The 26,422-nt window shown below is 35.8% G+C and carries 16 protein-coding genes and 1 CRISPR repeat array; of the genes, 7 read left to right on the top strand and 9 right to left on the bottom strand.

Features of this window, described 5'->3' with window-relative positions:
- Positions 1-354 precede the first annotated feature (354 nt).
- The 3 genes from F6K40_RS14970 to F6K40_RS14980 form a co-directional block, all read right to left on the bottom strand.
- On the bottom strand, positions 355-2,679 hold the full coding sequence (locus F6K40_RS14970; RefSeq protein WP_293137134.1) for a heavy metal translocating P-type ATPase: 2,325 nt from the start codon (positions 2,677-2,679) through the stop codon (positions 355-357).
- A 1,146-nt stretch (positions 2,680-3,825) separates the two neighbouring features.
- Positions 3,826-5,166, bottom strand: a complete 1,341-nt coding sequence (locus F6K40_RS14975; protein ID WP_293137136.1) for a hybrid sensor histidine kinase/response regulator — start codon at positions 5,164-5,166, stop codon at positions 3,826-3,828.
- A 687-nt stretch (positions 5,167-5,853) separates the two neighbouring features.
- Positions 5,854-6,741 (bottom strand): alpha/beta fold hydrolase, encoded by an 888-nt coding sequence (locus F6K40_RS14980; protein ID WP_293137138.1) that lies wholly within the window; start codon positions 6,739-6,741, stop codon positions 5,854-5,856.
- Between the two features lie 2,073 nt (positions 6,742-8,814).
- Here F6K40_RS14980 and F6K40_RS14985 point away from each other — a divergent pair.
- On the top strand, positions 8,815-10,506 hold the full coding sequence (locus F6K40_RS14985; RefSeq protein ID WP_293137140.1) for a TonB family protein: 1,692 nt from the start codon (positions 8,815-8,817) through the stop codon (positions 10,504-10,506).
- Positions 10,507-11,252: 746 nt separating this feature from the next.
- On the opposite strand, the gene F6K40_RS14990 is transcribed toward F6K40_RS14985, so the two are convergent.
- The 5 genes from F6K40_RS14990 to F6K40_RS15010 form a co-directional block, all read right to left on the bottom strand.
- Positions 11,253-11,576 (bottom strand): helix-turn-helix domain-containing protein, encoded by a 324-nt coding sequence (locus F6K40_RS14990; RefSeq protein WP_293137142.1) that lies wholly within the window; start codon positions 11,574-11,576, stop codon positions 11,253-11,255.
- 111 nt (positions 11,577-11,687) lie between these two features.
- Positions 11,688-11,909: a hypothetical protein gene (locus F6K40_RS14995; RefSeq protein ID WP_293137144.1), complete on the bottom strand. Its 222-nt coding sequence runs from the start codon at positions 11,907-11,909 to the stop codon at positions 11,688-11,690.
- A 289-nt stretch (positions 11,910-12,198) separates the two neighbouring features.
- A CRISPR array of direct repeats spans positions 12,199-12,687; the repeat unit is 36 nt; unit sequence GTTTCAATCCCTAAATAGGGATTAGGGTTTCCAGAG.
- Positions 12,688-14,056: 1,369 nt separating this feature from the next.
- Complete coding sequence (locus F6K40_RS15000; protein WP_293137146.1) at positions 14,057-16,060, bottom strand: acetate and sugar kinases/Hsc70/actin family protein; 2,004 nt, start codon at positions 16,058-16,060, stop codon at positions 14,057-14,059.
- Between the two features lie 11 nt (positions 16,061-16,071).
- Complete coding sequence (locus F6K40_RS15005) at positions 16,072-16,923, bottom strand: hypothetical protein (protein WP_293137148.1); 852 nt, start codon at positions 16,921-16,923, stop codon at positions 16,072-16,074.
- A 62-nt stretch (positions 16,924-16,985) separates the two neighbouring features.
- A complete protein-coding gene (locus F6K40_RS15010; protein WP_293137150.1) occupies positions 16,986-17,840 on the bottom strand; it encodes a hypothetical protein in 855 nt (284 codons plus the stop codon).
- 1,186 nt (positions 17,841-19,026) lie between these two features.
- Here F6K40_RS15010 and F6K40_RS15015 point away from each other — a divergent pair.
- The 4 genes from F6K40_RS15015 to cobT all read left to right on the top strand — a co-directional run bounded on the left by F6K40_RS15015 (position 19,027) and on the right by cobT (position 22,813).
- On the top strand, positions 19,027-19,731 hold the full coding sequence (locus tag F6K40_RS15015) for a Crp/Fnr family transcriptional regulator (protein ID WP_293137162.1): 705 nt from the start codon (positions 19,027-19,029) through the stop codon (positions 19,729-19,731).
- Positions 19,732-20,426: 695 nt separating this feature from the next.
- Positions 20,427-21,086: a DUF2232 domain-containing protein gene (locus tag F6K40_RS15020; protein ID WP_293137152.1), complete on the top strand. Its 660-nt coding sequence runs from the start codon at positions 20,427-20,429 to the stop codon at positions 21,084-21,086.
- Between the two features lie 14 nt (positions 21,087-21,100).
- Entirely contained in the window at positions 21,101-21,223 is a 123-nt protein-coding gene (locus F6K40_RS15025; RefSeq protein ID WP_293137154.1) for a hypothetical protein, read from the top strand.
- Positions 21,224-21,706: 483 nt separating this feature from the next.
- Positions 21,707-22,813 (top strand): nicotinate mononucleotide-dependent phosphoribosyltransferase CobT, encoded by a 1,107-nt coding sequence (cobT, locus tag F6K40_RS15030; protein WP_293137156.1) that lies wholly within the window; start codon positions 21,707-21,709, stop codon positions 22,811-22,813.
- Between the two features lie 234 nt (positions 22,814-23,047).
- On the opposite strand, the gene F6K40_RS15035 is transcribed toward cobT, so the two are convergent.
- The gene (locus F6K40_RS15035) at positions 23,048-23,476 is read right to left on the bottom strand and encodes a hypothetical protein (RefSeq protein ID WP_293137158.1); all 429 of its coding nucleotides are present in this window, start codon (positions 23,474-23,476) and stop codon (positions 23,048-23,050) included.
- A 1,132-nt stretch (positions 23,477-24,608) separates the two neighbouring features.
- Between F6K40_RS15035 and lgt the strand changes: the two genes are divergently transcribed.
- Positions 24,609-25,475, top strand: a complete 867-nt coding sequence (lgt, locus tag F6K40_RS15040) for a prolipoprotein diacylglyceryl transferase (RefSeq protein WP_293137160.1) — start codon at positions 24,609-24,611, stop codon at positions 25,473-25,475.
- Between the two features lie 832 nt (positions 25,476-26,307).
- Positions 26,308-26,422 (top strand): SAM-dependent methyltransferase (locus F6K40_RS15045; RefSeq protein ID WP_293137164.1); only part of this gene is annotated, 115 nt, incomplete at its 3' end.

The following is a 26,422-nucleotide window of genomic DNA, read 5'->3' on the forward strand; positions in this document are numbered from 1 at the left end:
GAAATTTAGAGTCATTTATTCTATAAAAAAGCACCCTATGAATGTATATTTTATAGTGAAGAAAAGTGATTACTTGCCTCTTTATTAAAAACATACCCTTGTCAGGAGTAGGGGAGTGGGAGAGGAGTAGAAAGATGAATAATTAACACTCTTCTGTCTAATAATTATCAGAAAGGTTATTTATTAATTATTTACAGCACTTTTTAGGATGGTGAGGTGGGACAGGCAGGATGCCTGTCCGAAAATATCAATAATGGGTATCCTGCCTGTCTGAAAATATCAATAACGGGCAGGATGCCCATTCCACAGTGCATTTTGCAACGCTAAGTTTTGAGTCAAGCTGAATGCTAAATACTATATCCTACTGCGTAATAACAAAGAATTAGTCACAACACTCACAGAACTAAATGCCATCAAAGCACCGGCAACAGAAGGACTAAGAAGAATTCCTAAACTAGGCAACAATACCCCCGCAGCTACAGGAATGCCAAAAATATTATAGGCAAATGCCCAAAATAGATTTTCACGAATTTTGTTGAAAGTAGCGCGACTAAGCTTAATAGACTCCATCACATCCATTAGCTTATCCTGCATCAATACAATATCAGCAGCTTCCACTGCCACATCTGTACCTGCTTGCATTCCAATACCCACATTTGCTTGAGCTAAAGCAGGAGCATCATTAATACCATCTCCTACCATTCCTACTTTCTCACCTTTTGACTGTAAAGCAGCGATCGCTTCTGCTTTTCCCGCAGGTGGTACTTCTGCCAAGATATCATCACCAGTTAAACCTAACTGTTGGCCAATAGTTGCTGCAACAGAAGAGCGATCGCCTGTTAACAACATTACTTTTAAACCCATATTTTGCAAACCTTTGACTGTTGCTAAAGCATCATCCCGCAGCGCATCACTAATTCCTATAATTCCAAGTAACACTCCATCGAAACTAACATAAACTGCTGTTTTGTCTGTGAAAGTGGGAATATTATCTGGCAGGGCAACAACTTCATAGTTTTTCAACCATTCTAAATTTCCTACTAAAGCAAGTTTGCCATCTACAATAGCAGATACTCCTAAACCTGGTTCGGTATAAAAATCTGTTGCCGATAATAACGCTACATTCTCTTGCCGTGCTTTTTGTAAAATTGCCTCTGCTAAAGGATGACTCGCACCACTTTCTACAGTAGCAGCAACCTGTAATAACAATTCTGGGTTATTTCCGAAAATATCTGTGACAGTAGGGTGCCCAGTAGTCAAAGTTCCGGTTTTGTCAAAAACGATAGTATCTAACTCATGCACCTTTTCCAATATATCTCCACCTTTGATCAACAAACCTCTTTGCGCTCCCACACCCGAACCTACTAATATTGCAGTGGGTGTTGCTAGACCTAATGCACAAGGACAAGCAATAACTAAAACAGCGATCGCTAATTTCAAACTCAAAAGTAGGGGGGAAGTAGAATGAGTCATCATCTCCCCGTGACTGGATGTCGTCTGCAAAATGTGAGACCAAATATTAGTGCCGACAAAATACCAAAATATGAATGTTAGGGAAGCAATAGTCATTACGCCATAAGTAAAATATCCTGCCACCGTATCTGCTAAATTTTGAATTGGTGCTTTTCTAGTTTGGGCAGTTTCGACTAATTTGACAATTTGAGCTAGGGTAGTTTCCGAACCCGTGCGAGTTGTCTGCATAACTACAGTGCCAGACTTATTGATAGTTCCCGCTGCCACATTAGCACCAAATTCTTTAACTACAGGTACCGACTCCCCAGTCAACATAGACTCATCCACAGTTGTTTTACCATCACATATTTCCCCATCCACAGGAAATTTTTCCCCAGGCAATACTTGTAAATATTCTCCTACTTTCACTCGTGAGGCAGGAATTTCTACAGACTCAGAAGAATTATTGTTGCCATTGGGTGCGGGAACTAAACGTGCGGTTGCTGGTTGGAGTGCAATTAATGATTGTAGAGTAGATGCTGCTCTATATCTAGCTTTTTGCTCAAGTGTTTTGCCTAAAAGGATGAAACCAAGGATCATTACAGGTTCGTCAAAAAAACATTCCCATCCCAACTGTGGAAATAGCAAGGCAACGATACTTGCAGTATAAGCAGTCACCGCACCTAAACCAACTAAAGTGTTCATGTTGGGCGCGTTGCGTAACAGACTGCGGACACCATCAATAATAATTTCTCGCCCTGGTAGTAATAGAGCTAAAGTAGATAATCCTGCATGAAACCAAATATTTCCTAGGATGGGAATTTCGGTGCCAATGAAGTGCCCTAAATGTCCGATACCTGAGAGAATTAGTAGCAAAGAAGCGATCGCTATGCGCCATATTTGCTGTTGAATTTCTTGGCGATGACGTTCGGTTTGTTTTTTAGCAGCGTCTGTTTCGGAAGTATCGGGACGTGCTTGAGTAGGAAAACCGTTATCTGTGAGTTTTTGAGCAAGAGTGTTTGGATCTATCAGGTTTGTTTCGCATTCAACGGTTGCTACTTCGGTTGCCAGGTTAACCCGAGCAGATATGACACCTGTTTGTTGGGTGAGTTGTCGTTCTACTGCTTTAACACATCCAGCACATTTCATTCCACTAACATCAAGGGTAATGGTTTCTGGTGGTGAATGATTAATTATTGCTGTTTCTGGTTTAGGGGCGACTTGCATCAAATTTTCTCCCAATAATTTATTAAACTTTTTTTATTTTACTAGACAGTGCAAAGTTCCTAGAGTAGCCATTGCTAGCAATGGCTATCAGCGTTCCTAAAGTTAGAAACCTGTATTCACAACTATATATATACTTTTAATTATTCATTGTTGAAAAGAAGAGGATTGACTAATCATGAACATTTTTATTTATTATCCCCTTAAAAGGCGATGCTTTAAACCAAAATTTTTCGGTAAGTATTTACCAGTAATACTCTCAGTTAGACAAGTAAATCGTTTTTTAGAAGAACTTTCTACTCTCCAGTTATTTTAATATAGAAAAAAAATAGCGATCGTTCCACAAGAACAGCTATTTTTTTTAAATTTTGCTTAGTTATCATTTATACTAACTCTCTTTAATTAGACATCTCCACAAAAGAGGGAACAGAGAACAAACTCCTAACCCCTCCTGGGAGGGGATTAATTGATAATTTATGGATAATAATTGATTTTATTTTTAATTTTTGGAAATGCATAAAAGAGGGAACAGGGAATAGGGAACACGGAACAGGGAATTAATAATTTATGGATAAGAATTGATTTTATTTTTAATTTTTGGAGATGTATATTAGCCATAATATGGCAAGGAACAAGGAACACTTAACTGGCAACAATTGGCAAAATATTTCCTAGTCTAATACCAGCTTGATAAATGTATTTGCTACAAATAGCCATTTTTTTTATTAGTCAGGATTCAACACTTAAGAGTCATAATCAATAACTTCGATGTCATTGTTAGTTCATCAATTATCTAATCATTCAAAAAGACGTTTATTGTAAATTATTTTTATTGCCATTCATTATTATTCTTCACAAGTAATAAGTATTAAGTAATAAGTAATACCTCTGCCTGTTTGCTCCACATTCTGTAGGAAAGTCAGAGGATTCAAAAAATGATGAATTTTTTGAATTTTTATTCATTAACGAAGAGGCTTTAAACCAACATCAACGGGCTTGATTTTACTCCTTACTCCTTACTCCTTACTCCTTACTCCTTACTCCTTACTCCTTACTCCTTACTCCTTACTCATTACTCATTACTCATTACTCATTACTCATTACTCCTTACTCCTTACTCATTACTCATTACTCATTACTCATTACTCATTACTCATTACTCCCTACTCCCTCTTCTTTTAAAGGAATTTCAATCATAAATTCAGTATATTCTCCAGATATTGTTTCCATTTGAATAGTGCCATGATGTTGTCCAGCAATAATTTCATAAGCGAGAGATAAACCCAAACCTATTCCTTCTCCTGGTGGTTTAGTAGTTAGAAATGGCTCGAAAATTTTGTCTTTAATTTTTGAGTTTATTCCTGTTCCATTGTCGTGTATCCTAATTTCTACTTTTTCTCCTAAGTTGCAGGTTTTTACAGATAAAGTAGGGATAAAATCTCCATCGCTAGATTCCTGTTGTTCTAACTTAACCTTCAGAGCGTAATAGGAATTATCAAACATATTAATAAAAGCCTGAATTATATCAGAATATGAAACGAAAACTTCACCAACTGACTCATCGTAATTAGTATTAATTTTTATTGGAAAATTCTCTTTTTCCCAGAGACTCTCACCAGCAAATTGCAATGATTCCCTTAAAATCCTATTCAAATTGCTAGATTGTAACTGACTACTATCAAGTCGTGCGTGTTTGACCATAATTTTAATAATCCGTTCAGCTCTTTTACTATGTTGATAAATCCCATCTGCATTATGTTTTAATTCATTGATAATTTCTGTAAAATTTCCAAATTTTTCAGCTTCAATTTTATTTGTTTCTAAAGTTAAATCCTCCATAAATTCATCTAGTAACTCTGAGGAAAGTTGAGCAAAATTTTGAACAAAATTGAGAGGATTACAAAGTTCATGAGCAATACCTGAAGTTAAAGTACCTAAGTAGGCAAGTTTTTCTTTAGCAATAATCTTCTTTTGAGCTACTTTTAACTCTTCTAATGTTTCTTGAAGCTTGGCTTCTGCTGTTATTCTTTGTTTAATTTCTTCTAGGAGTAGTAGATTTTTGTTCTTTAATTTTTTGGTTAATTCTCGGAGTTGTATATGTACTTTTACTCTTGCTAATACCTCATCTATTTTGATTGGTTTAGTAATGTAATCTACTGCTCCCAGTTGAAACCCGGTAACTTTATCCTCTGTACCTGATAAAGCTGTCATAAAAATTACAGGAATATCTCTAGTTTGTGGATTAGCTTTTAAGCGCTTACAGGTTTCAAAACCATCAATTCCAGGCATTAAAATATCGAGCAAAATAATATCAGGATTTTTTTCTATTGCTTGTTTTAAACAACTCTCACCATCAAGAGATACTAAAATATTAAAATTATATTTTTTTAAAACACTAACTGCTAATTGCAGATTAATTTGGTTATCATCCACAATCAAAATAGTGGTGTTTAACTCTTCAGTTTGACTATTATTTTCAACTTGATTCATGTTACTTTATACCTAATTATAATTGTAAGCTTTCAGCTTTCAGCTATTAGCTATAAGATATGATTTATTAAAAAAGCGGTCAGCACTCAGCACTAAGCAAGATTATTTTTATAAAGTGAATTAAGGGGATTTAAACCTCTCCTAAATAATACCATTTCTCATGCCTGAATGCTATATCTGATTGGGTGGTTCAATCATTAATAATGAATAATTCATAATTACCTCTCCTTGAAAAGAAGAGGATTGACTCATGCATAAAATTTTTATTTATTATTCCCTTAAAAGGGGAAGCTTTAAACCAGAATTTTTCGGTAAGTGTGGGGAGAGGTAGGGACGTTGCATAACAAAAATGCGAATGTCCGTACGAAAAATTTATACTAACCGACTAATAATTGTCAAATACAGACTTTTAATCTTAGTAATTATTGACTTTTGAAGTATAGCTGAAGTATAGCATTACTTTTGGTAATTGGTATATTTCTGTGCAATAGTTGTAGAGAATTTTAACAATCCCTCAAAAACCTGTTAACCTAGTTACGATTCAGAAGGTTAGCTGAATGCTAAAAACTGATAGCTAGTTAACTAATAGACATCTCCAAAAATATAAAATAAAATAAATTATTATCCATAAATTATCAATTACTTCTCCCTGTTCCCTGTGCCCTGTTCCCTCTTTTCTGGAGAGGTCTAATTATTCAGTAAAAATTCACTCACAGCTTCAACAAATTCTGCTGTTGATTCATAAGGTAAAACATTCCGTCCTGAAATTTGATTACCTTTTGCTTGAGGCAAATATTTTAAATAGGTGTTAATTCTTTGTTCTGGAGTTTCAATTTTATCTGTTTTACTAATAGTTGATGCTTGACTTCCTAATAATACTAAAATCGGTTGATTAATTTGAGCGATCGCTTGACTAAAATCCTGTCTCCAAAAACCTGCTAAAAAAGAAAAAACGGCATATTGACTTTGCGGATCTTTGGCTCCTTTTTCCAAAGTATCTAACCATTCTTTATCAACTTGATTAGTATTAGCAAATAATTGTTTTTTCGAGAAAGAGTCTAAAAATTTTCTACTACGTGCATAGCGATAAAAAACTTTACCAATTGGTGAATAAAAAAGATTCCATAATAATTTTTGTTGGATAGGGGAAGCAGCTTTTTGTATTAAGTCTAGTTGAGGAGGTGTTGATAAAATTAAACTATGAATTAAATTTGATTTTTGTTGCAGTTTTACTAAAGATATGGCTACAGGAAATAAAGCACCTTGTACAATTAAAACTACTGGTTTTTGTACAATTTTCTCTAAAAAATATTGTAATTGTTCTGCCCAATCTACAGGGTAATATGCCACAGATGGCATATCACTTTCACCACACCCTAATAAATCGGGATTATAAATAGGGTTTGGGAAATTTTTTTCCTGCCATAGAGAACAAAATCTATGCCAGAAAAATTTAGATAAACCAACACCAATTGGATGTATTAGTAATAAAGGTATGTTAGTAGTATCACCCTGTTTTTGCGGATATAATTCATAAGCACAACGATATGCTTTCCAGGTATAAAATTCTGTCATTGGTTCAATATGAAAGATATTTATTATATATAGCAATCCTGTTTCATTTGTAAGATTTTGCTGGTAGGGGCGATTCGCGAATCGCCCGTACAGGAGTCAGGATTCAGGAGTCATAATTTTCAAGGTTTTTAGCTCAAATTAACTATCATAAAAATTCTCACAAATCATTCCTGATTGCTATATATTCATCTCTAAATATATCATATTTTCTCAAAATCATCTATTACTTATTCATACCCTAATAGCTTGACTAATAAACTAGGTCTCAAGCTTCTCCTTTGAAGGGGGATAAAAAAGGAAATTTCAGATTTAAACTTAAAGGTAGTAATAATTGATAACCGAAAATATCTGATTGGAATTGCCAAAATTACTTTTACTAAAAATCTGTAATATCTGGTAAAAAAAAGGTATAAGGCGTTGCTAAATAAAAGTATAATTTTACAGAATTGAGAAGTCAGGAGTTAAGAGTCAGGAGCTATAAAGGAACTTTTTCCGCAACAGGAACTAGGTTCAATAATTAATAATTAATAATTATTAATTAATAATTATTAATTACCTCTTCTGTAATAGAAGGATTGGTTAAAAGGAATTTTTTTCTTTTCTCCTTGAAAGGAGAGGCTCTCAACCTTTATTTTTCGGTAAATAGATCTGAAAATCACATTATAAATTTGGGAATTTCATACCTAAAATCAGCAACGCCAAAAAAAGGTACAACTAACAACCTAAATAATTCATTGATGGAGACTTTATTGTCTCTGCCTCAAATTACACTAATTTTATTGATAATTGAAAGTTCAAAAAATGGTACTAGGAATTGGATATTCTCAATTATTTTTTGCACTATTTGAGAAAGATGGTACTACTCTATTTTTTGTGAAATGTTTGACAAAAAATCCTGAATTTGACTAAATCTCTTTGTTGTTAAATTATCAACTAAAATTTCGTATTGCTAAATCATGAGAGTAGGGGAGTAGGGGAGTAGGGGAGCGGGGGAGTAGGGGAGTAGGGGAGTAGGGGGGTAGGGGAGCGGGGGAGCAGAGGAGTAATTTTTTTGCCCAACAATGCGCCAAAAATGCTAATTTTTTGAGCATCAAGAGCTAAAAACTAGGTACTCTTTAAAATACCTAAAAAGGCTAAAACCTTTATCAATAAATGCTTTGAGATTTAATCAGCAAGCTCTAAATAGAAATAAATAGGGTTTGCTGAAGGGGAGCGGGGGAGCGGGGGAGTAGGGAAGTAGGGGAGCAGGTAGGGACGTTGCATAACAAAAATGCGTTTTCCGTTCCGGAATGCTCCGCAAACATGTCGCGCAGCGTTAACGTTTGCGGAGCATGACCTTAGGAAAGTTGTGCTTTAGCTAAACGTCCGTACGGGATTAGAGGAGCAGAGGAGTAATTTTTTTGCCCAACAATGCGCCAAAAATGCTAATTTTTTGAGCATCAAGAGCTAAAAACTAGGTACTCTTTAAAATACCTAAAAAGGCTAAAACCTTTATCTGTAAATGCTTTGAGATTTAACCAGCAAGCCCTAAATAGAAATAAATAGGGTTTGCTGAAAAAGTCTTTTTTAAGCAGGACTTACGCATAACCACCGTATCTAGTAGGGGCGAACGGCCGTTCGCCCCTACATATAGCGTACAATTTGATATTTTGCGTAAGTCCTGTTAAGGATTAGGGGAGCGGGGGAGTAGGGGAGTAGGGGAGTAGGGGAGTAGGGAAGCACAGGAGTAATTTTTTTGCCCAACAATATTTCAATCCCAATACTTTCCTAGGTCATGCGGAGCAAACAGGTAGAGAGAGGTACTGATAACTGATAACTAATAACTGATAACTGATAACTGATAACTGATAACTGAAATGACTGGGGCAGACATTCTCGCTCTTCTCAATATATAATCAGAGCAAGAATGTAATTTCTGCCTTCTGCCTTATGACTTCTGCCTCCGGATTTCCGCCTTCTGACTTATAATCAAATTATCCCGTATTTGTCCAACCCTAAAATTTTACCGAATAATTATTAATTACTAATTATTAATTGCTGAACTTTATATTTTATATATAGGAATTTCCCAATATGTCTGATTTTTCCTCCCTAGACTTAGATCAATCTTTTGAAAAATCTTCTTTCACAGATTCCATCCGTCAACCAATATGGATAGCACTTTTTAGTTCTGTGATTATTCATGCTATTTTAGGAATTAATTTACCAAAACTTTCTCTTTTTTCTGAGAAAGCTAAATTACCACCAACAGTAGGATTAATAGAATTAACGCCAGAACAACTGGAACTTCTCCCCCAACCAGAAGAACCAGAAATTACTTTCTCTACAGTACCAATACCAGGAAACTTTTCTCCTATTGCACCGCCAACTTCAGCTCAAGTACCGACTTTTTCTCAATCTCCTGCTTCGGAATTGCCCAGCATACCAGTAGATCCTTCAGACTACAATTTACCAAAATTACCACCCCAAGACTCTAACACTTCATCCTCTTTTTCCACTCCTTCCGTTTCCAGGTTGCCTAGAAATTCTGCTCCGACAGAATTTTCCTACAATTATCCATCTATACCAGGGCGATCGCTATTACCAGTGACACCAGTATCTCCAGTTCCATTACCTAGTAGAAACCGTCAACCTATAGATATATTTCAGGTTGAACCACCACCAGATCCAAACCAAAGTCAAATAGATGAATATCAAATTAGGAAAAGTTTGAATTTGACAGATGAAGTCTATGACTCAGGTTTATCTCGTCGTCCTACTCTGGAGATAGATCCTAATGATCAAACTTCTGTCGCTGAAAATTCCAGAAAATCATACACAGCAAATTTAACGTTGCCTCCACAACGTTACCAAGATAAAGTTAATAATCAAAATGCTGTTGCTGTCAAAGAAAATAATACTGGTACTCAACCACAAAAGACTCCCTTACCTCCAGATCCGACGAAAAAAAATCGGTTGTCAGAAGCACCCATAGTCAGACAACTACGGGAAGGAAAGACTATTCAAGATCTAGCGGAGGAAGCAAAACAACAACAAAAGACAGTTTTCACCGCTCCCTCACCAACTCCAACTCAAAAATCTCAACCCGAAACACCTCCTGTTGTTGCTGATCCTAAACCTTCTCCAACTCCTGAAAAACCCAAAGAGTTTAAAGGTTCATTGTTGGCAAAATTGGAGCGATCGCCACAACAAAAGGTTACGGAAGTTGCACCAGTTCCTAAACCATCTCCTAAAACTGAAGAAAAATTAGCTGCTGCTACTTTAGAAGAAACAAAAGCACCTGCACCGGAGGTAAAAGTAACGCCTGCTGTTGCTCCTACTCCTAAACCTTCCCCTTCACTACAACCGCTTAGAGAATTTAAGGGTTCGCTGTTGCAAGAATTACAAGAGAAAAAGCGAACAAATGCTCCGGTTAATCAGGAGTCCGAGTCAAGGGAAATAGCTTTAGGTGCCGTTGGTGCTTATATGCAGTGGGCGATAGAATTAGGGGTAGGTGAAGAAAGTTTGACTCAACCGAAAGTTATTTCTAATGTTTATCCGGAAACTGCTTGCGAGGAAAAGTTGGAAGGTAAAGCTACCGTGGGGGTGTTGGTTAATCCAGATGGTAGTATTAGTAAGGAACCGAAATTGTTGTTAGAAAGTGGTTCTCCAACGTTGGATCGAGCTGCTTTGGATGCGGTAAATAAGGAGTCGTTTGATAGTAATGATGATTCTAAGTTGTATCAGTATGAGTTTGATTTTGATAGTTCTAGTTGTGGGGAGTAGGGAGTGTTTTAGGAGGAGTCAGGAGTCAGGAGTCAGGAGTCAGGAGGAGGAAGTGTTTTAGGAGGAGTCATGTGCCTCATAACTGTGCGAGGGGAAAGCCTTCAAAGTCCCCCTTTCCAAGGGGGATTTAGGGGGATTGTAAATTTGCCTCACAACTTTGGGAATTGCTCTATCATAAGAATCCGGTTGAACACTCGTCATTGCGATTGGATTGTATCCCCCCTGCCCCCCTTTGAAAGGGGGGAGTCTTCAAAGTCCCCCTTGGAAAGGGGGATTTAGGGGGATTATCAATGTGCCTCATAACTTTGGGAATTGCTCTATCATAAGAATCCGATCGAACACTCGTCGTTGCGATTGGATTATATCCCCCCCTGCCCCCCTTTGAAAGGGGGGAGTCTTCAAAGTCCCCCTTGGAAAGGGGGATTTAGGGGGATTGTAAATGTGCTTCATCACTATGGGAATTGCTATATCATAAGAATCCGGTTGAACACTCGTCATTGCGATTGGATTGTATCCCCCCTGCCCCCCTTTGAAAGGGGGGAGTCTTCAAAGTCCCCCTTGGAAAGGGGGATTTAGGGGGATTGTAAATGTGCTTCATCACTATGGGAATTGCTATATCATAAGAATCCGATTGAACACTCGTCATTGCGAGCGGCAGCGACGCAATCTCCGTAAACCTCTGAGATTGCTTCCTTCCACTCCGTTCCAGTCGCAATGACGCAGGCGATAATTATCTGGATTTAATATCAAAGGGTAATTGCTGTCTCAATATCTTGTTTTCCATTACGAGAACGAAACTGTAATGTGATTTCTATGTCAAGTCGTTTGAGAAAATTCAGTAGTTTTCCTTCACTAAACTTTTGAAATTCTCCATTCAACAAATGAGATACTTCTGGTTGGGAAATACCGAGAATTTCACTAATTTCAATCTGTTTAAGATTTCTTTGTTTCAACAAACGTATTACCTGAATAGCTATTTTTCCTCGTGTAAAAAGTTCGTCAGCATTGTCAAAACCTAGATCGGAAAATACATTACCACTACTTTCTTCAAAAATTTGCTCTTGTATCATTTTTCTGGCTCCCTTTTAACTGCATCTTTGTAACGTTGTTTAATGACGAGTTGCTAGATATGGATGATGGATAATGGATAATGGATAATTACCTCAAAACTTTTCAACGTTTCAATCCCTAAAGGCTTTGTTGTAATAGCCATAGAAAATCCGTTCCGCTTTTCGGTTGTCCCCGACATGAAAGGTGAACCTAGTGGCAGCTATATCACCCTCTTTCAGATTATTGATGTTTGATTCATTTATTGGCCAATAGTTAAACCGCTCAAAGCCTTTCCAAGTATAAGTTTCAGCCTTTTTTATATCAAAGAAAGAAAAGATTGATGTTTGATTCATTTATTGGCCAATAGTTAAATGGCTAAAAGCCTTTCCAGGTATAAGTTTCAGCCTTTTTTATATCAAAGAAAGAAAAGATTGATGTTTGATTCATTTATTTGCCAATAGTTAAACATCTAAAACCCTTTCCAGGTATAAGTTTCAGCCTTTTTTATATCAAAGATCGATGTTTGATTTATTTATTAGACTTCTTGCAGAAGTCAGGGAATAGGGAATAGGGAATAGGGAATAGGGATTAGGGTTTCCAGAATCTGGTGATTACTTAGAATCGCTATTTCCTCTCCGTAAAGTTTCAATCCCTAAATAGGGATTAGGGTTTCCAGAGTAGCTTCGCCAACATTTCACGGCGGCGACCCTTATAGCGTTTCAATCCCTAAATAGGGATTAGGGTTTCCAGAGAAAGCAATCGTGGAAGGGCAAGAAGAAATTGCAAAAAGTTTCAATCCCTAAATAGGGATTAGGGTTTCCAGAGTTTTCTTTAGTTTCTCTTCCCGCCATCGGGCAGGAGACTAAAAAGTTTCAATCCCTAAATAGGGATTAGGGTTTCCAGAGAATCGTGAATCAATTATGAAAGTTTTATCTAGTTTAGTTCTTGTTTCAATCCCTAAATAGGGATTAGGGTTTCCAGAGTTTTTTTATAACGCTATGGTGGCTTTTTGCCTACGGAATGTTTCAATCCCTAAATAGGGATTAGGGTTTCCAGAGGTAAGGGAATTTTCTTGATAGAGAATAAGGGAATATTGTTTCAATCCCTAAATAGGGATTAGGGTTTCCAGAGAGTTCCGATCCAGAAGTACGACGTGGCAAGGGTTTCAGATACCCCAAAATACCAACCCCTTTGATTTTCCCATCAACAAGGCTAATTTGGCCAAAATGATGAGCCTCAAACCCGCTCCTAGCAAGGCACATACGCAGTTCAACGAAATAATCAGTGTTTCAGCGATTCTTCGAGGTGCGTATGTGGGGTTCCATGCAAAGATAGAAAACCACCTCTTAGCCATCCTTAACAAATAAGAAATGACTAAAAACACACTACTATTTATTTTTTGAAGTTCTTAACTGAAAATATACTAACTTTTTCATTTCATCCCTGTCAAGTGGACGAAAAAATCAATTTAAAAATTCAAAATTCAAAATTAGAAATTCAAAAAAAATTTGATTTAACAATTCCAGGACTTACGCATTTTTGAGTTCTAAACACTACATATTTATAACGTTATAGTTTTTGAACCCTATATGACGCTATATGTAGTGTCTCTGCCTCAGTCCTGAATTCCAAATTCCAAACATAATTTCAATTCAAAATTTAAAATTATAAATTTAAAAAAAATTTGATTTAACAATTCCAGGACTTACGCATTTTTGAGTTCTAAACACTACATATTTATAACGTTATAGTTTTTGAACCCTATATGACGCTATATGTAGTGTCTCTGCCTCAGTCCTGAATTCCAAATTCCAAACATAATTTCAATTCAAAATTCAAAATTAGAAATTTAAAAAAAAATTTTATTTAACAATTCCATGACTTACGCATTTTTGAGTTCTAAACACTACATATTTATAACGTTATAGTTTTTGAACCCTATATGACGCTATATATAGTGTTTCTGCCTCAGTCCTGAATTGAAAATTTAAAACATAATTTCAATTCAAAATTCAAAATTAGAAATTTAAAAAAAAATTTTATTTAACAATTCCATGACTTACGCATTTTTGAGTTCTAAACACTACATATTTATAACGTTATAGTTTTTGAACTCTATATGACGCTATATATAGTGTCTCTGCCTAAGTCCTGAACTCAAAATTTAAAACATAATTTCAATTCAAAATTCAAAATTAGAAATTCAAAATTCAAAGCATAACCGGATTTTTTATTATTACAAAAAAGAACTTTGATTAATAGCAATTTCATTAATTCTAAATTCTAAATTCTGAATTCTAAATTCTCTAAAGCACTTTCATTGAGTAGCAATTTCGTTAATTCTCAATTCCCAATTTTCAATTCTAAATTCTGAATTCTAAATTCTGATAAATTCTCAATTTTCAGTTCAGAATTCTAAATTCTGAATTCTAAATTCTCTAAAGCAATTTCATTAATTCTCAATTTTCAATTCTGAATTCTAAATTCTGAATTCTAAATTCTAAATTCTCTTCAGCAAAGGTTCTTCTAACTTCTGCCTACTACTAGCAATCAGCTTACTTAAATATTCTCGTACATGCTCTGCTTGTTCATAATTCAATTCATATTTATTACTCTCAATTTCCCGATCAAAAAGAGCCTTTCTTTTCAAATTTTGATAATCATCATTTTGTTGAGAAACCTCACTTAACAACATCAAATCTTCCTGAGAAGGAATTAAACCAAGAGGCAACTTCCCCCCTAAAATATCCCGAATTTTTTCTTGGCAAACACGAGTATTAATCCCTCGTTTTTCCAACAATTGAAAAACCTCCTTCACAGACAAAGGATAATCAGAAAAAACCTGCAAAATCTCCCAAAGCAAAAAATAATCATTGTATTGTTCTCTACCTATATCTACAATTTGTGGATAGAGAGGTAAAATAGCCAAACCATAAGCAACTCTACCAATAGTTAATCTAATATCCTCCATCTCAGACAAACAATTATCCAATCCCTCCTCATTTTTTCCCCCTAAATCTACATTTTCCGACTCAACTTTTCCATCCTGTACAATAATTGCATTCGGTAACTTTTGACGTAACCAACGAGCGATCGCCTCCCAACAACCACTACCCCCAGTACAAATAGCGCGACTAATTCCCACAGGAGATATTCCCACCTTACTCAAAAAATTATTCAACTCTTGATTTAACTGTTTAACAAAAGGTGCCAATACCTTACCTTCCAAATCCTTTTCTTGTAAATACCTGACGCGATCGCCAATACTCAAAGTAAACTCTTTTTCCGACGGCAAAATAACCTTTAAATTACGAGCTGTTACTAATAACTCTTGCCTATAAGACGAACTTTGTAACCACTGCTGTAACTGATACCTAATTGACAAATCTGGACAACCAGCTCGTGGCCATAATTGACCCGATTTATCCCAATCTTCTTGATTTTCAGTCACAACCGCCACATTGTCATCCTCTAGTAAAAGTTGACAAATAATATCTTGATCCAAAGCATGACCTCCATAAGCAAAACTATGACAATGGAAATTAGAAGAAGTCAAACTTTGCCCATTTTCCGGCAAACTCACCAAGGCCAACTCTGTCGTAGTTGCCCCCACATTCACAATTAAAATCGCGTCCTTTCTATACCCTGAAATAGCATAATTTTCTGTAGTTTCCGTTACTGAAACTAACTCTGATAAAGCCGTAGCGATCGCATCCTCAATCACAACTACTTGATTGACATTTTTAACCAAACCTGCATCTAAAACCGCCTCCCGAAGATTAAAGCGATAAGCTTCAGGCCAATTTGCCAGAGAACCCATAATTACAGATTTTAATTGTGCCAAAGCTGAGACAAAAACTTCATGTTCTAATCCCACCGCACCACAAACATAATTATTAGTAATAACCGTTGTTTGAGTATCTTTTTCAATCAGAGAAATAGAATTTTGGAAATTACCTTGAGGGTTAAAAGTCATTAATAAAGTCACCAACCCTTGTTTAACCAAACTGAGAGGAACCTGATGTTTTTCAGACCATTGTAAAACAGGTTGATGAGTAGTTGCAGGAGAAAAATTAGGAGCTATTATCAAAGATTCCTCTGATTTTTCTGCTAATTTTTGCTTTTTAAATTTAAGTGAAATGTAAGGAATAGTAACCTTTAAACTCGGCTTAAAATTTTCTAGTAATAAAGGTTTTTCGGCAATAATTTCCTCCCGTTCTTGATCAGATACTGCCAACTTTTGAGCTAAATAAACAATTGATGGGAGCCTATATATTCTTTCGATAGAATTAAAATCAGTTTTAACAGTTTTTGTAGAGAGAGTAAATTCTTGATTAATGCCAGGAATATCTAATTCTGGTCTAGCTCCCACCAATTCCCAATAAATAGGATAAATTTCCCCACTGTTCCGATTAAATAATGCAGCAGAAATACCAGTAGTACCAAAGTCAATTCCTAAATACCATAGTGAACTTATTTGAGGTGTTGTTATATTAGCTTCCATTAGTAATAAACTCAAATTTTTTTTTCAGAATTTGATTCGTCTTGAAGTAGACTTTCTAGAGCTAAAAATTCCCGATTTTCTGTTTCTCTTAATTCTTCTTCATCTTCTGTTGCCGGAGTCAAGTCATCCAAAATATCTTCTAAAGTTAGCTCATTATCTGTACTTTTAACTGAACTAGAAATATTTTCCTGATTACTTGCAATTGTTCTTTCTGAAACATCATCAACATTCACAAATAAATTCTCTAAATTAGTAACTTCCTCTTCAGAAGTAATAGCAAAACCACTCTCCAACAAATCAGGAGTATTTTCTGTTGAATCTATATCCTGATATTCTTCTCCTAATTGTAATTGAGTTTGTCCCGGATCATCTATTAACTCATCCACATCAATTTCCTCCAAACTTTCTAAATCAGAACGCAAATGTTGTAGAGTTTGACTATCCAATAATAATTCATCTGGTTTTTCATCAAATTCTTCTACAGGCAATAAACTTTGTGTTATAGGTGCCTGAATATATGTCTTTTCTTCTGATTCTTCTGTTAAATCTGACTCGACTTTAACCGTTAAATTTGTGGAATTTTGTTGATTTTCATTAGTAGTTATTAATTGTTCAGTTCCCCCTTTATCCACCTCTAACTTTCCGAATAAATTGCTCAGAGATTCCAGACTTTCAGTATTGTCTAAATTTTCTCTATTTTCTGATGCATCTAATTTTAATTCTGGAGTTATCAGTGCCTCATCTTCTCTCGAAAAAACTTGATTCTCATAGTTTTGGCTCTCTCTATAACTCTCTTCAAAACTAGGAGGTTCTAACTGAGGAGAACTTTCATTTTCCTGGCGAGCGCCTTCAACTATTTCCAAATCTTGCTTTTCATTAATACTAGATGGATATTCGATAGAAGATTCTTGATTATTTGACCTATCTAGTTCGATATTTTTTTTTTTGTTTCTGTTGTATTCGCTCCTGAATCTAGTCTTGTCATAAACTCATAACCAGGGTAAGGCAATGCTACTCGATCTATCGGATCATCTGATTCATTTATTTCAGGAGATAGCTTTTTCATATCAATATTTTTAGTAGCAATATTGTCTTCTAAATAATTTTCTTCAGTCAGCCTTTTTTCCTCACTATCATCACCCTTGAAATCATTAACATAAGAGTTTTCCACATTAGAAACTTCCTCTAATTTATCCTCTGAAATCTTCATAACCTCAGAACTTTCAAAATCATCCATAATCTGTGGCAAAAAATTTTTGTTAGAAGATAAACCACCCCAAGCAGGAGATGAATATTGAGATGCTAATTGAGACAAATGTTCCACCAAAGTTTCTTGTACCGAACCAAGTAAAGCTTGAGAAAATTCTGAAATAATTTGCTCCTGTTTAGCATATTGTCGAGCCAAAGAATAATTTTCTTGTCTTTGCTTTTCCAGTTGCCTAATTTCTTCTTGCAGAGCTTGTCGTTGTTGTTCAAGTATTGTGAAATCTTCTTGTATATACTGGTTAATAGGAGCCAGAAACTCTTCTATCTGTTGTGAATGTTCAATCTGAAGGTCAATAGTATCTTCCGAAGCTAAATATGGATCGACAGAAAGTAGCTGTAGATTGGCTTTTTTATCTAGATCCTGAGTCAAATACTCTAAAGTTTCCTGTAGTATCTTTTGTGATTTTCTCAGTGTTTCTTCAATAATTTTAGGATAACTTTGGGTACTACCTTGATTTAGCACCTCATCTATCTCACGGATTATTGCTTGGATTCGGTTATTCGGCTTCTTCAAAAGTACCACCTCTTTAATCACCTTAAGTAAGAATTATAGAACTTATAAGGGTATAATCCTGTCAAATCTTTCCTTTCTTTTTCCTGATATAGCTACAAGTCTAAGATAAATTTGACTACAAAAATTAATTCTTTGATTCTATCCATAGCAGGGAACACTTAACTGGGAACAGTTGGAAAAACATTTCCTAGTCTAAGATTTCTCATTAGTCTATGTCCTAACCAATTCTTTCTTAGCTATATAAGTTATAATAGTCATCTTATAGTAACAATAACACGATATTATTACAGTTGTAGCTGAAATTATATTGCTGATTAAGTCAAATAAGTAGATAGACCTTAAAATTTATTAGAGGAAGGCAAAAGGCAGAAGGCAGAAGGGAAGAGACTTCAGACCCACTTGACTTTTTGACTTTGTTCCTACATACCTACTTACTTATTATTTAACATCAGTAGGTTTGCTCTACCATCTAAATCACTTATATTCAAAGTTATTGACAAACTTATAATTTATGATATACTCGACCACTATATTTAGCTCAAAAATGGCCTTATTAAGGAAGTCAAAAGTTAGATAGGAGAGCCGTCAGGTTGGCCACGTATAGAAGTTGTCTTTGTAACGGGGATTTAAGCCTCCCTCCAAAAACATATAGCCAATTAAGGCGGAATTTTCAACCCAATCTTTAATTGATAATTGGTTTGAGTGATAGATTTGCCCAGTATTGCTAGTCATATACAGCCATTGCTAAAGCAAAAATCTACAATCATCGATATGTTACCCTATGGCCTTCAAATTCCTTAACTTAGCCAATTTTCTACAAAAATCTATTGATTTTCATTATTAATTTATAATTTACCTCTAGTAGACTGACACACCTTAAATGCTGCAACAGATGTAGGTTGGGTTGAGGCGCTCACAGAGATTATGGCATGGATGCACAGATTAAGTAAGTGGTTACTGGGTTTCGTTCCTTAACCCAACAACAATCTTCCCCTCCTGCTCCCCTCCTCGGAGGGGTTGGGGGTGCGTTGGGCGCGCGGGTGGGTTCCCTACTCCCCTACTCACCTACTCACCTAATCCCCTACTCCCTTACTCCCTTACTCCCCTACTCCCTAAATGCACAGTTTTAGTAGTGTCAGTCCACTAGGCTAAATCTCCCGCCCCAATGAATAGAACAGATAACCTCATGGAAGATAGGCACAATCGCGATCCCCAGTCAAATGTTAAACAATTAATGCTGTCCACCCAATTTTTTGAGGGTTTACCAGAAGAGGCATTAGAAAAAGCAGTTATTCATGTGGTCAGCCGTCAACATCCACCCAATCAGGTAATTTTACTAGAAAATGATTGGGGAACATCAGTATATTTCATTTTAGATGGGTGGGTAAAGATTCGCACCTATAACTTAGATGGTAAAGAAGTAACACTGAACATTTTGGGCAAAGGAGAATTATTTGGTGAAATGGCAGCTTTAGATGAAGTCCCTCGCTCTACTGATGTAATTACTTTAGCTCCTACATTAATTGGTAATATGCCAGCTCAGGATTTTGCCCACCTCATTCATACCGAACCCGTTGCAGGAATCCGATTAGCTCAATTAATGGCCAGACGTTTACGACAAGTGAATCGACGACTTAGATTACGAGAAGCAGATGCTCAGGCAAGAGTCGCAGATATCTTGCTATTTCTAGCAGAAGGCCAAGGTACACATTCCCAAGAAGGAATAGAAATTCCTAATTTGCCTCACAGAGAGCTAAGTAGTTTGAGTGGTTTGGCCAGAGAAACAGTGACTAGAGTCTTGGCAAAGTTAGAGAAAAAATTATTAATTAAGCGCGATCGCGATACCTTATGTATACCTGACGTCCACGCTTTAGAACGTACACTTGTTTAAAATAGGAGACAGGAGACAGGAGACAGGAGACAGGAGACAGGAGACAGGAGTAAATAGACAGGAGACAGGAGTAAGGAGTCAAGATTCATAAGTCAGGAGTCATAATGAATTACTTACAGCACTTTTTAGGATGGTGAGGTACACTTCAAAACTAATCTCTAAATCTCTTTTCCCCATGTACTAACATGATAAAACTTTGTACTTTACTAACTCTAAAACTGCTGTAAATACTATTTTTTAGAAGTCAGAAGTCAGGAGTCAGGAGTCAGGAGTTAGAAGTTAGAAGTGAGAAGTCAGAATGAATGACTTACAGCACTTTTTAGGATGGTGAGGTACACTTCAAAACTAATCTCTAAATCTCTTTTCCCCATGTACTAAGATAATAAAACTTTGTACTTTACTAACTCTAAAACTGCTGTAAATACTATTTTTTAGGAATTAAATTTCCTGGTTATAACAACAATAATCAAGGTAATAAACCCGGTTTCTTTTTTTGGTGCTTCAGCAATTAACAATTAACAATTAATAATTACCTCTCCCTTTTAGGGAAAGGATTGAAGATCAAAGAAAAAAATAAATTTTTTTCCCCTTTATTGACGAAACTTTACAGTTTAATTATTTAATTATTAATTATTAATTATTAATTATTTCGTAGGTCCTGTAAAACTTAAAAGCCAAAAATCAAAACCAATTCTGTGAAAACAACTTCAGATCAAAAACAACCATCAACCCACAGAGAAGATAAACCTTTAGTTCTAGTAGAAACAGCTTTTCTGGCTAGTACCGCCAGCTTGATTTGGTTCATCAACTATTATTTTCCTATGGGACCTTTATTAAAGGTTTTTTTCCCCATACCAACCGCCTTACTTTACTTGCGGTGGGGAAACCGTGCATCTTGGATGGGCGCAACAGTATCAGGATTACTTTTATCTGTGCTTATGGGGCCAACTCGCAGCATTTTATTTGTGATTCCTTTTGCTTTGATGGGAGTAATGTTAGGAGCAGTGTGGAAGCGAGGCGGAAATTGGTTTATTTCTATTGGTTTAGGTTCTCTACTTGGTTCTATAGGTTTCTTTTTTCGATTTTGGTTACTTTCAATTTTGTTAGGACAAGACCTCTGGATCTACTTAACCACACAAGTTACGGAATTAGTAGAATGGGGATTTGTCAAATTAGGATTATTAGCTCAACCAAGTTTGTTATTAATTCAACTGATGGCTTTAATTATGGTTTTTATAAATAATATTATCTATTTATTTGTTGTACATTTAGTGGCTTTATTGTTACTAGATCGAATCGGAAATTCTATTCCTAGACCTCCTAAATGGGTACAAATTTTGCTGGATTATGATTAATTAGGGAGTAGGGAGTGTGGCAGTTGTGGGAGGCGTGGTCTGTGTGGGAGGTTTTGATAGTGTGGGAGGTGTGGGAAGATAGGATTCTGAAAAAGAACATACTATTGATAACCGAATTTGATATAATTTATAACTAAAAGCTCATAACTAAAAGCTCATAACTAAAAGCTGATAACTGATAACGGCTTTGTTGTATGAAAACATATAGCTACCGCACAATAGACAAGCATATGTACTTCATACTTTTACAACTATTGTCCAATAAATAAATCAAAGTTTTCTTTCTTTTCTTTCTTAAAAAAAGGCTGAAACTATTACCTGTAAAGGCTTTTATCAATTTAACTATTGGCCAATAAATAAAGCATCAATAATTGACAGGACTTACGCAAGGGCACTAATTATAGTGGGAATATTGGGAATATTGACCAAACAATACGCCATATATAGCAATGCTGCGTAAGTCCTGATCGAAAGAGGGTGATATAGCAGCCACTAGGTTCACCTTTCATGTCGGCCCTGACAACCGAAAAGCGGAACGGATTTTCTATGGCTATTACAACAAAGCCACTGATAACTGAAAAAGCTGATAACTGATAACTGAAAAAGCTGATAACTGAATAATGATTCATGTTTATACCCAGGTACAACAGGGAAAAAATTGGCTCCAAAAGTATCGAGACCACAAACCAATATTTGCCTGTACTTTAGGATTTACAGATACAGGTCTAATTCCCGGAATTTCGGCAGCAGGAGCAACACCAAAAGACCGCCAATATACTTGTTTAGCAGATGTCGAATTTCTATATAATGGTCTACAACCAAAACCCCAATATCCATTACCACCCCTCAACGCTGGTGCTTCCCCAGTTTTAATCACAAAAGCAATTATTGATGCTCTGAATATTCCTCTTTATTTATTTAATGCTGGTTTAACCCATCAACCAACTGTACCAACAATTGATTTGGGAGGCGCTCCTGCTCGTTGTTTAACTTCTGGTCATGCTTTAGACATGGCAATAGTTCAACATTTATTAGAAATAGGTGGTTATTGGGGTCAGAAGTTAGCTAATGAAGCAAAAGATAGCTATGTAATTTTGGGAGAATGTGTAGTTGGAGGAACAACTACCGCTTTAGCAGTTTTATTAGGTTTGGGTATCGCTGCTCTCGGTAAGGTAAATAGCAGTCATCCTCAATGTAATCACGATCAAAAGTTGGCTGTGGTGCGTCAGGGTTTGCACGTTGCTCGTTTTAATTCGGCGCTTCCGGTGTCAGAACCTCTAAAATTAATTGCTGGAGTGGGAGATCCGATGCAAATAGTAGTAGCAGGAATGGGAATGGCAGCAAGTCTTAAGCTTGGGGTAATGTTAGCTGGTGGAACGCAAATGTTGGCTGTTTATGCTTTGATGCAAGCATTAGCAGAAAATTTGTCTTTAGCTTGGCAACCTGAGAATATTGTAGTCGGAACAACTCGCTGGGTTGCTGAAGATCCAACTGGAGATACTGTTGGGTTAGCACGAGAAATTGGTTGTGTACCTTTGATGGCGACACAACTTAGTTTTTCTGAGTCTTCTTATCCTCAACTACAAGCTTATGAAAGGGGATATGTTAAGGAAGGAGTTGGTTGTGGAGGGTGTGCGATCGCTGCTCATTTATATAGAAATTGGAATCAAACTCAATTGCTGAAAGCTGTGGAAGATTTGTTTGCACCTTTTATATTTCTTGAATAAAAAATTAGCAATATCAATATAATATTAATCCAATAGACTTCTCCAAAAATTAAAAACCAAATCAATTGTTATCCATAGATTATCAATTAATCTTCCCTATTACTGAAAAATCAAGGTATAAAGCCTTCTATTTCAAGAGAAAAAAAGTCCTAGGATATTTCCTTATATTCAATTCCGTTACGGTTTTAACTAGAGGTAATAATTAATTAATAATTAATGAATTACTCTCTATTTTTAAGATTTAATTCTTTTTGAAAGTAATTGTTCTTCTAAAGCAGCAATTCGATTATAAGCTGCTGTTAACTGAGCTGTTAACCGTTGAATTTGAATTTCTGATGTTAATTCACGATCAATATTTTGACTACTCTTATTCAAATAATTATCATCTACTAACACATCCTTATGTTCTAACTCTGGATCGAAAAAATTATATTTTTCTTTAAGTTCATTTGTTTGTTGCAGATTATAATCAATTTCTGTACCTTGATATTTATTTGCTTTCTCAACAATTATGTAATTTGATAGCTTGTCATTGAGTTGCTCAATAATGACGTATATTGCTTCAACTTTTGTACTTAAAGCAATAATTTGTTCTTGCAATACTTCCATATATTTCTTCATTACCCGAAAATTAAATTTATATTCTTCAATCTTAATCAACATATAGACATATTGGTTATTATTTCTAATTTCTTAATTTTATAATAAGAATTGATTTATAAAACAAAGATTAAATCTAGATATTTGTTGATATATCAAACTCAAAAGGTATTCTTGAAAGTTGTACTAAGTATTAATACTGTAGAATTTATTTGAAATTAAGTTGATTAAAACTGAAAATACTCTAAATAGTCTGAGATAAGTTTTGGTATATATAAAGTTTGCTCGACACACCAAAAACTTTTGTGGTATACTCAATTAATCAGAACTTACGCAAAAAAACCGGGTTTTTATGATAAATTGTTGTTTTTATTATAGACATCTACGAAAAAACCCGATTTCCGAGTTTTTCTGCCTAAGTCCTATTAGTTTTATTTTTAACCATATTTTTAGTTTAGAGTAATGTTCTTCTAAATTTTTTTTGTTCATAGTTAGATCAGCCAAAATACATAATAAAATATAAAAGTTAAACAAATACGGATAGTAGTGTTAGTTAGAGAACCATTACTTTTAAGTAGTAAAAAATCAAGTATCAATACTTTACATAAAGCTATCTGTACCGGGAAGAGGAGAGACCGAAATTGGAATAAATACTGAAGAAAAAAAGGTCATTCTAATTATCAATCAGCAGTGACACAACGCGCAAAGTGTCACTACATCAGTTATCAGTACCAACCCACTAAGTCGAAGCCTTGAAATACTGAATTGAATATTTTCTTGGTCGATTGGATCTGGTTAGGTAACCCATTCATCCCATCCTAGGTCAAACTCCGCTTTTTCATCCCCTGAAAAGGGGAGACTTTGAACCTGATTTTTTGGTAAAAATGATAGAAATAGCGGTCATAAATTAATTGGAGAAGATCTTTTTAAGCATTTGCGCTCCAGATGCATCTTTTTGTAGGGTTTTTGATTTTTTTCTGTTCTCTAAAACTTAAACTTTGCCCTCATATCAAATCCAGTAGCATCAGTGTTATTCAGTATAAAAAATAATAGTTTATATTGTAGGGAGAATGGCCATTTGTCCCTACCCATCGTATCACGATCAACGAAATTATATTACTTTGAAGCCAACGGATTTGATATCACTCTCGATCAGAACTACTATAAATGTAACTAAATTTTTATATGTAAATCCATGACAGTAGAGATTCCTTTATTGCCTTTAGCCTTTCAATTTAGTTCTCCAGGCCCAATTATTTTCCAATTAGGGCCTTTGGCAATCCGTTGGTATGGACTTTTAATTGCAAGTGCAGTGTTAATCGGTGTCACCCTTTCTCAATACTTAGCTAAACTTCGTAATGTTAACCCTGATTTGTTGGGCGATCTAGTCGTTTGGTTAGTATTAGCTGCAATTCCAGGAGCACGTTTGTACTATGTTCTCTTTGAGTGGGAACAATATCAACAAAATCCTATAGATGCGATCGCCATTTGGAAAGGAGGAATTGCAATTCATGGAGCAATTATTGGTGGAGCGATCGCTGCTTTAATTTTTGCCAGACTCAATAAAATCTCCTTCTGGCAGTTAGCAGACTTAGTAGCTCCCTCTTTAATTTTAGGACAAGCCATCGGGCGGTGGGGTAATTTTTTCAATTCAGAAGCTTTTGGCAGTCCCACTGATTTACCTTGGAAGTTATATATTCCGCCAGAAAATCGTCCGCCGGAATTAGTAAATTTTGATTATTTTCATCCCACTTTTCTATATGAGTCTTTATGGAATTTGATGGTATTTGGATTATTAATATTTCTGTTTTTTAGAGATTTGCGGGGTAAACCTCGACTTAGATTAGGGACTTTGTTTCTGATTTATATGGCTGCTTATAGTAGTGGACGGATTTGGATTGAAGGATTACGGACTGATAGTTTAATGTTAGGGCCATTACGCATTGCCCAGTTCGTCAGTTTAGCTGGTATTTTGTTGGGATTAGCAGGTTTAGCGTGGCTATATTTGCTGAAACGACCTTTGCCAGATGTGTTGCCCTCAGAAGTTGAAGAAACAAACTAAGCGATCGACTCTTAAAAATGAAAAAAGCTCTAGTGTCGTGTCAAAAAAAGAAAATGTGAGTTAAAGAACCTAACCCCCCAACCCCACAACTATCCCCCCTTGCCCCCCGATGATGCGCTATCCCTTACCCATAACTCCTGAAAGCCTTGTGGGGAGGGTGGGGAGGATGGGGAGGATGGGGAGGATGGTCCGTAAGAATCTTGTCTGCATTTCTCGAAAAAATGTATGTTTCAATAAACTGTTTCTCAGGAAAAAGCCGCTCCCAGACCTATACATAACTTGTCTATGCGTGTCAATATTTATGTTAAGAAAGATGTGGGTAATGGATAGCTTTGAAAGGGGGGATGAGGGCAGGGGGGGGATAAATTCCCTCTGCTCGCAGAAGAGGGGGAGGGGCAGGGGGGAGAGGTCTTCGCTCGTTGCTCGCTCAAATACCCACAATTTTAGTCTAGACACGGCACTAGGCATAAAATCTCGGGTTGACTAACGGCTACATCAGCTTATATCTACCTTTCTATTTATCTGAACTATAGATACTTATACCCGGAAAATTAATAGACTTCTTCCAGAAGTCAGGGAATAGGAAATAGGGAATAGAGGGATGAAATTATTGATTTCATATCTTTCACTGGAGAGTACAAAGTTATTCTAAAAAACGATTTACTTGTCTAACTGTAAGTATTACTGGTAAATACTTACAGTATATATAGTAGTGAATAAAGGTTTCTAACTTTGGGAACGCTAATAGCCATTGCTAGCAATGGCTATTCTAGGAACTTTGCACTGTCTATATCTTTAAATTGATTTAATTAAAATTTTTACAAGAGGTTTAATGAACAAAATTGAAAGTCTCAGAGCAGCAGTCTACATTGTAGGAGCAGGTCCTGGAGACCCAGACTTATTAACGGTGAAAGCTGACAAAATCTTAGCTACAGCAGATGTAATTT

Source organism: Okeania sp. SIO3I5, assembly GCF_010672085.1.
Classification (GTDB): domain Bacteria; phylum Cyanobacteriota; class Cyanobacteriia; order Cyanobacteriales; family Microcoleaceae; genus Trichodesmium.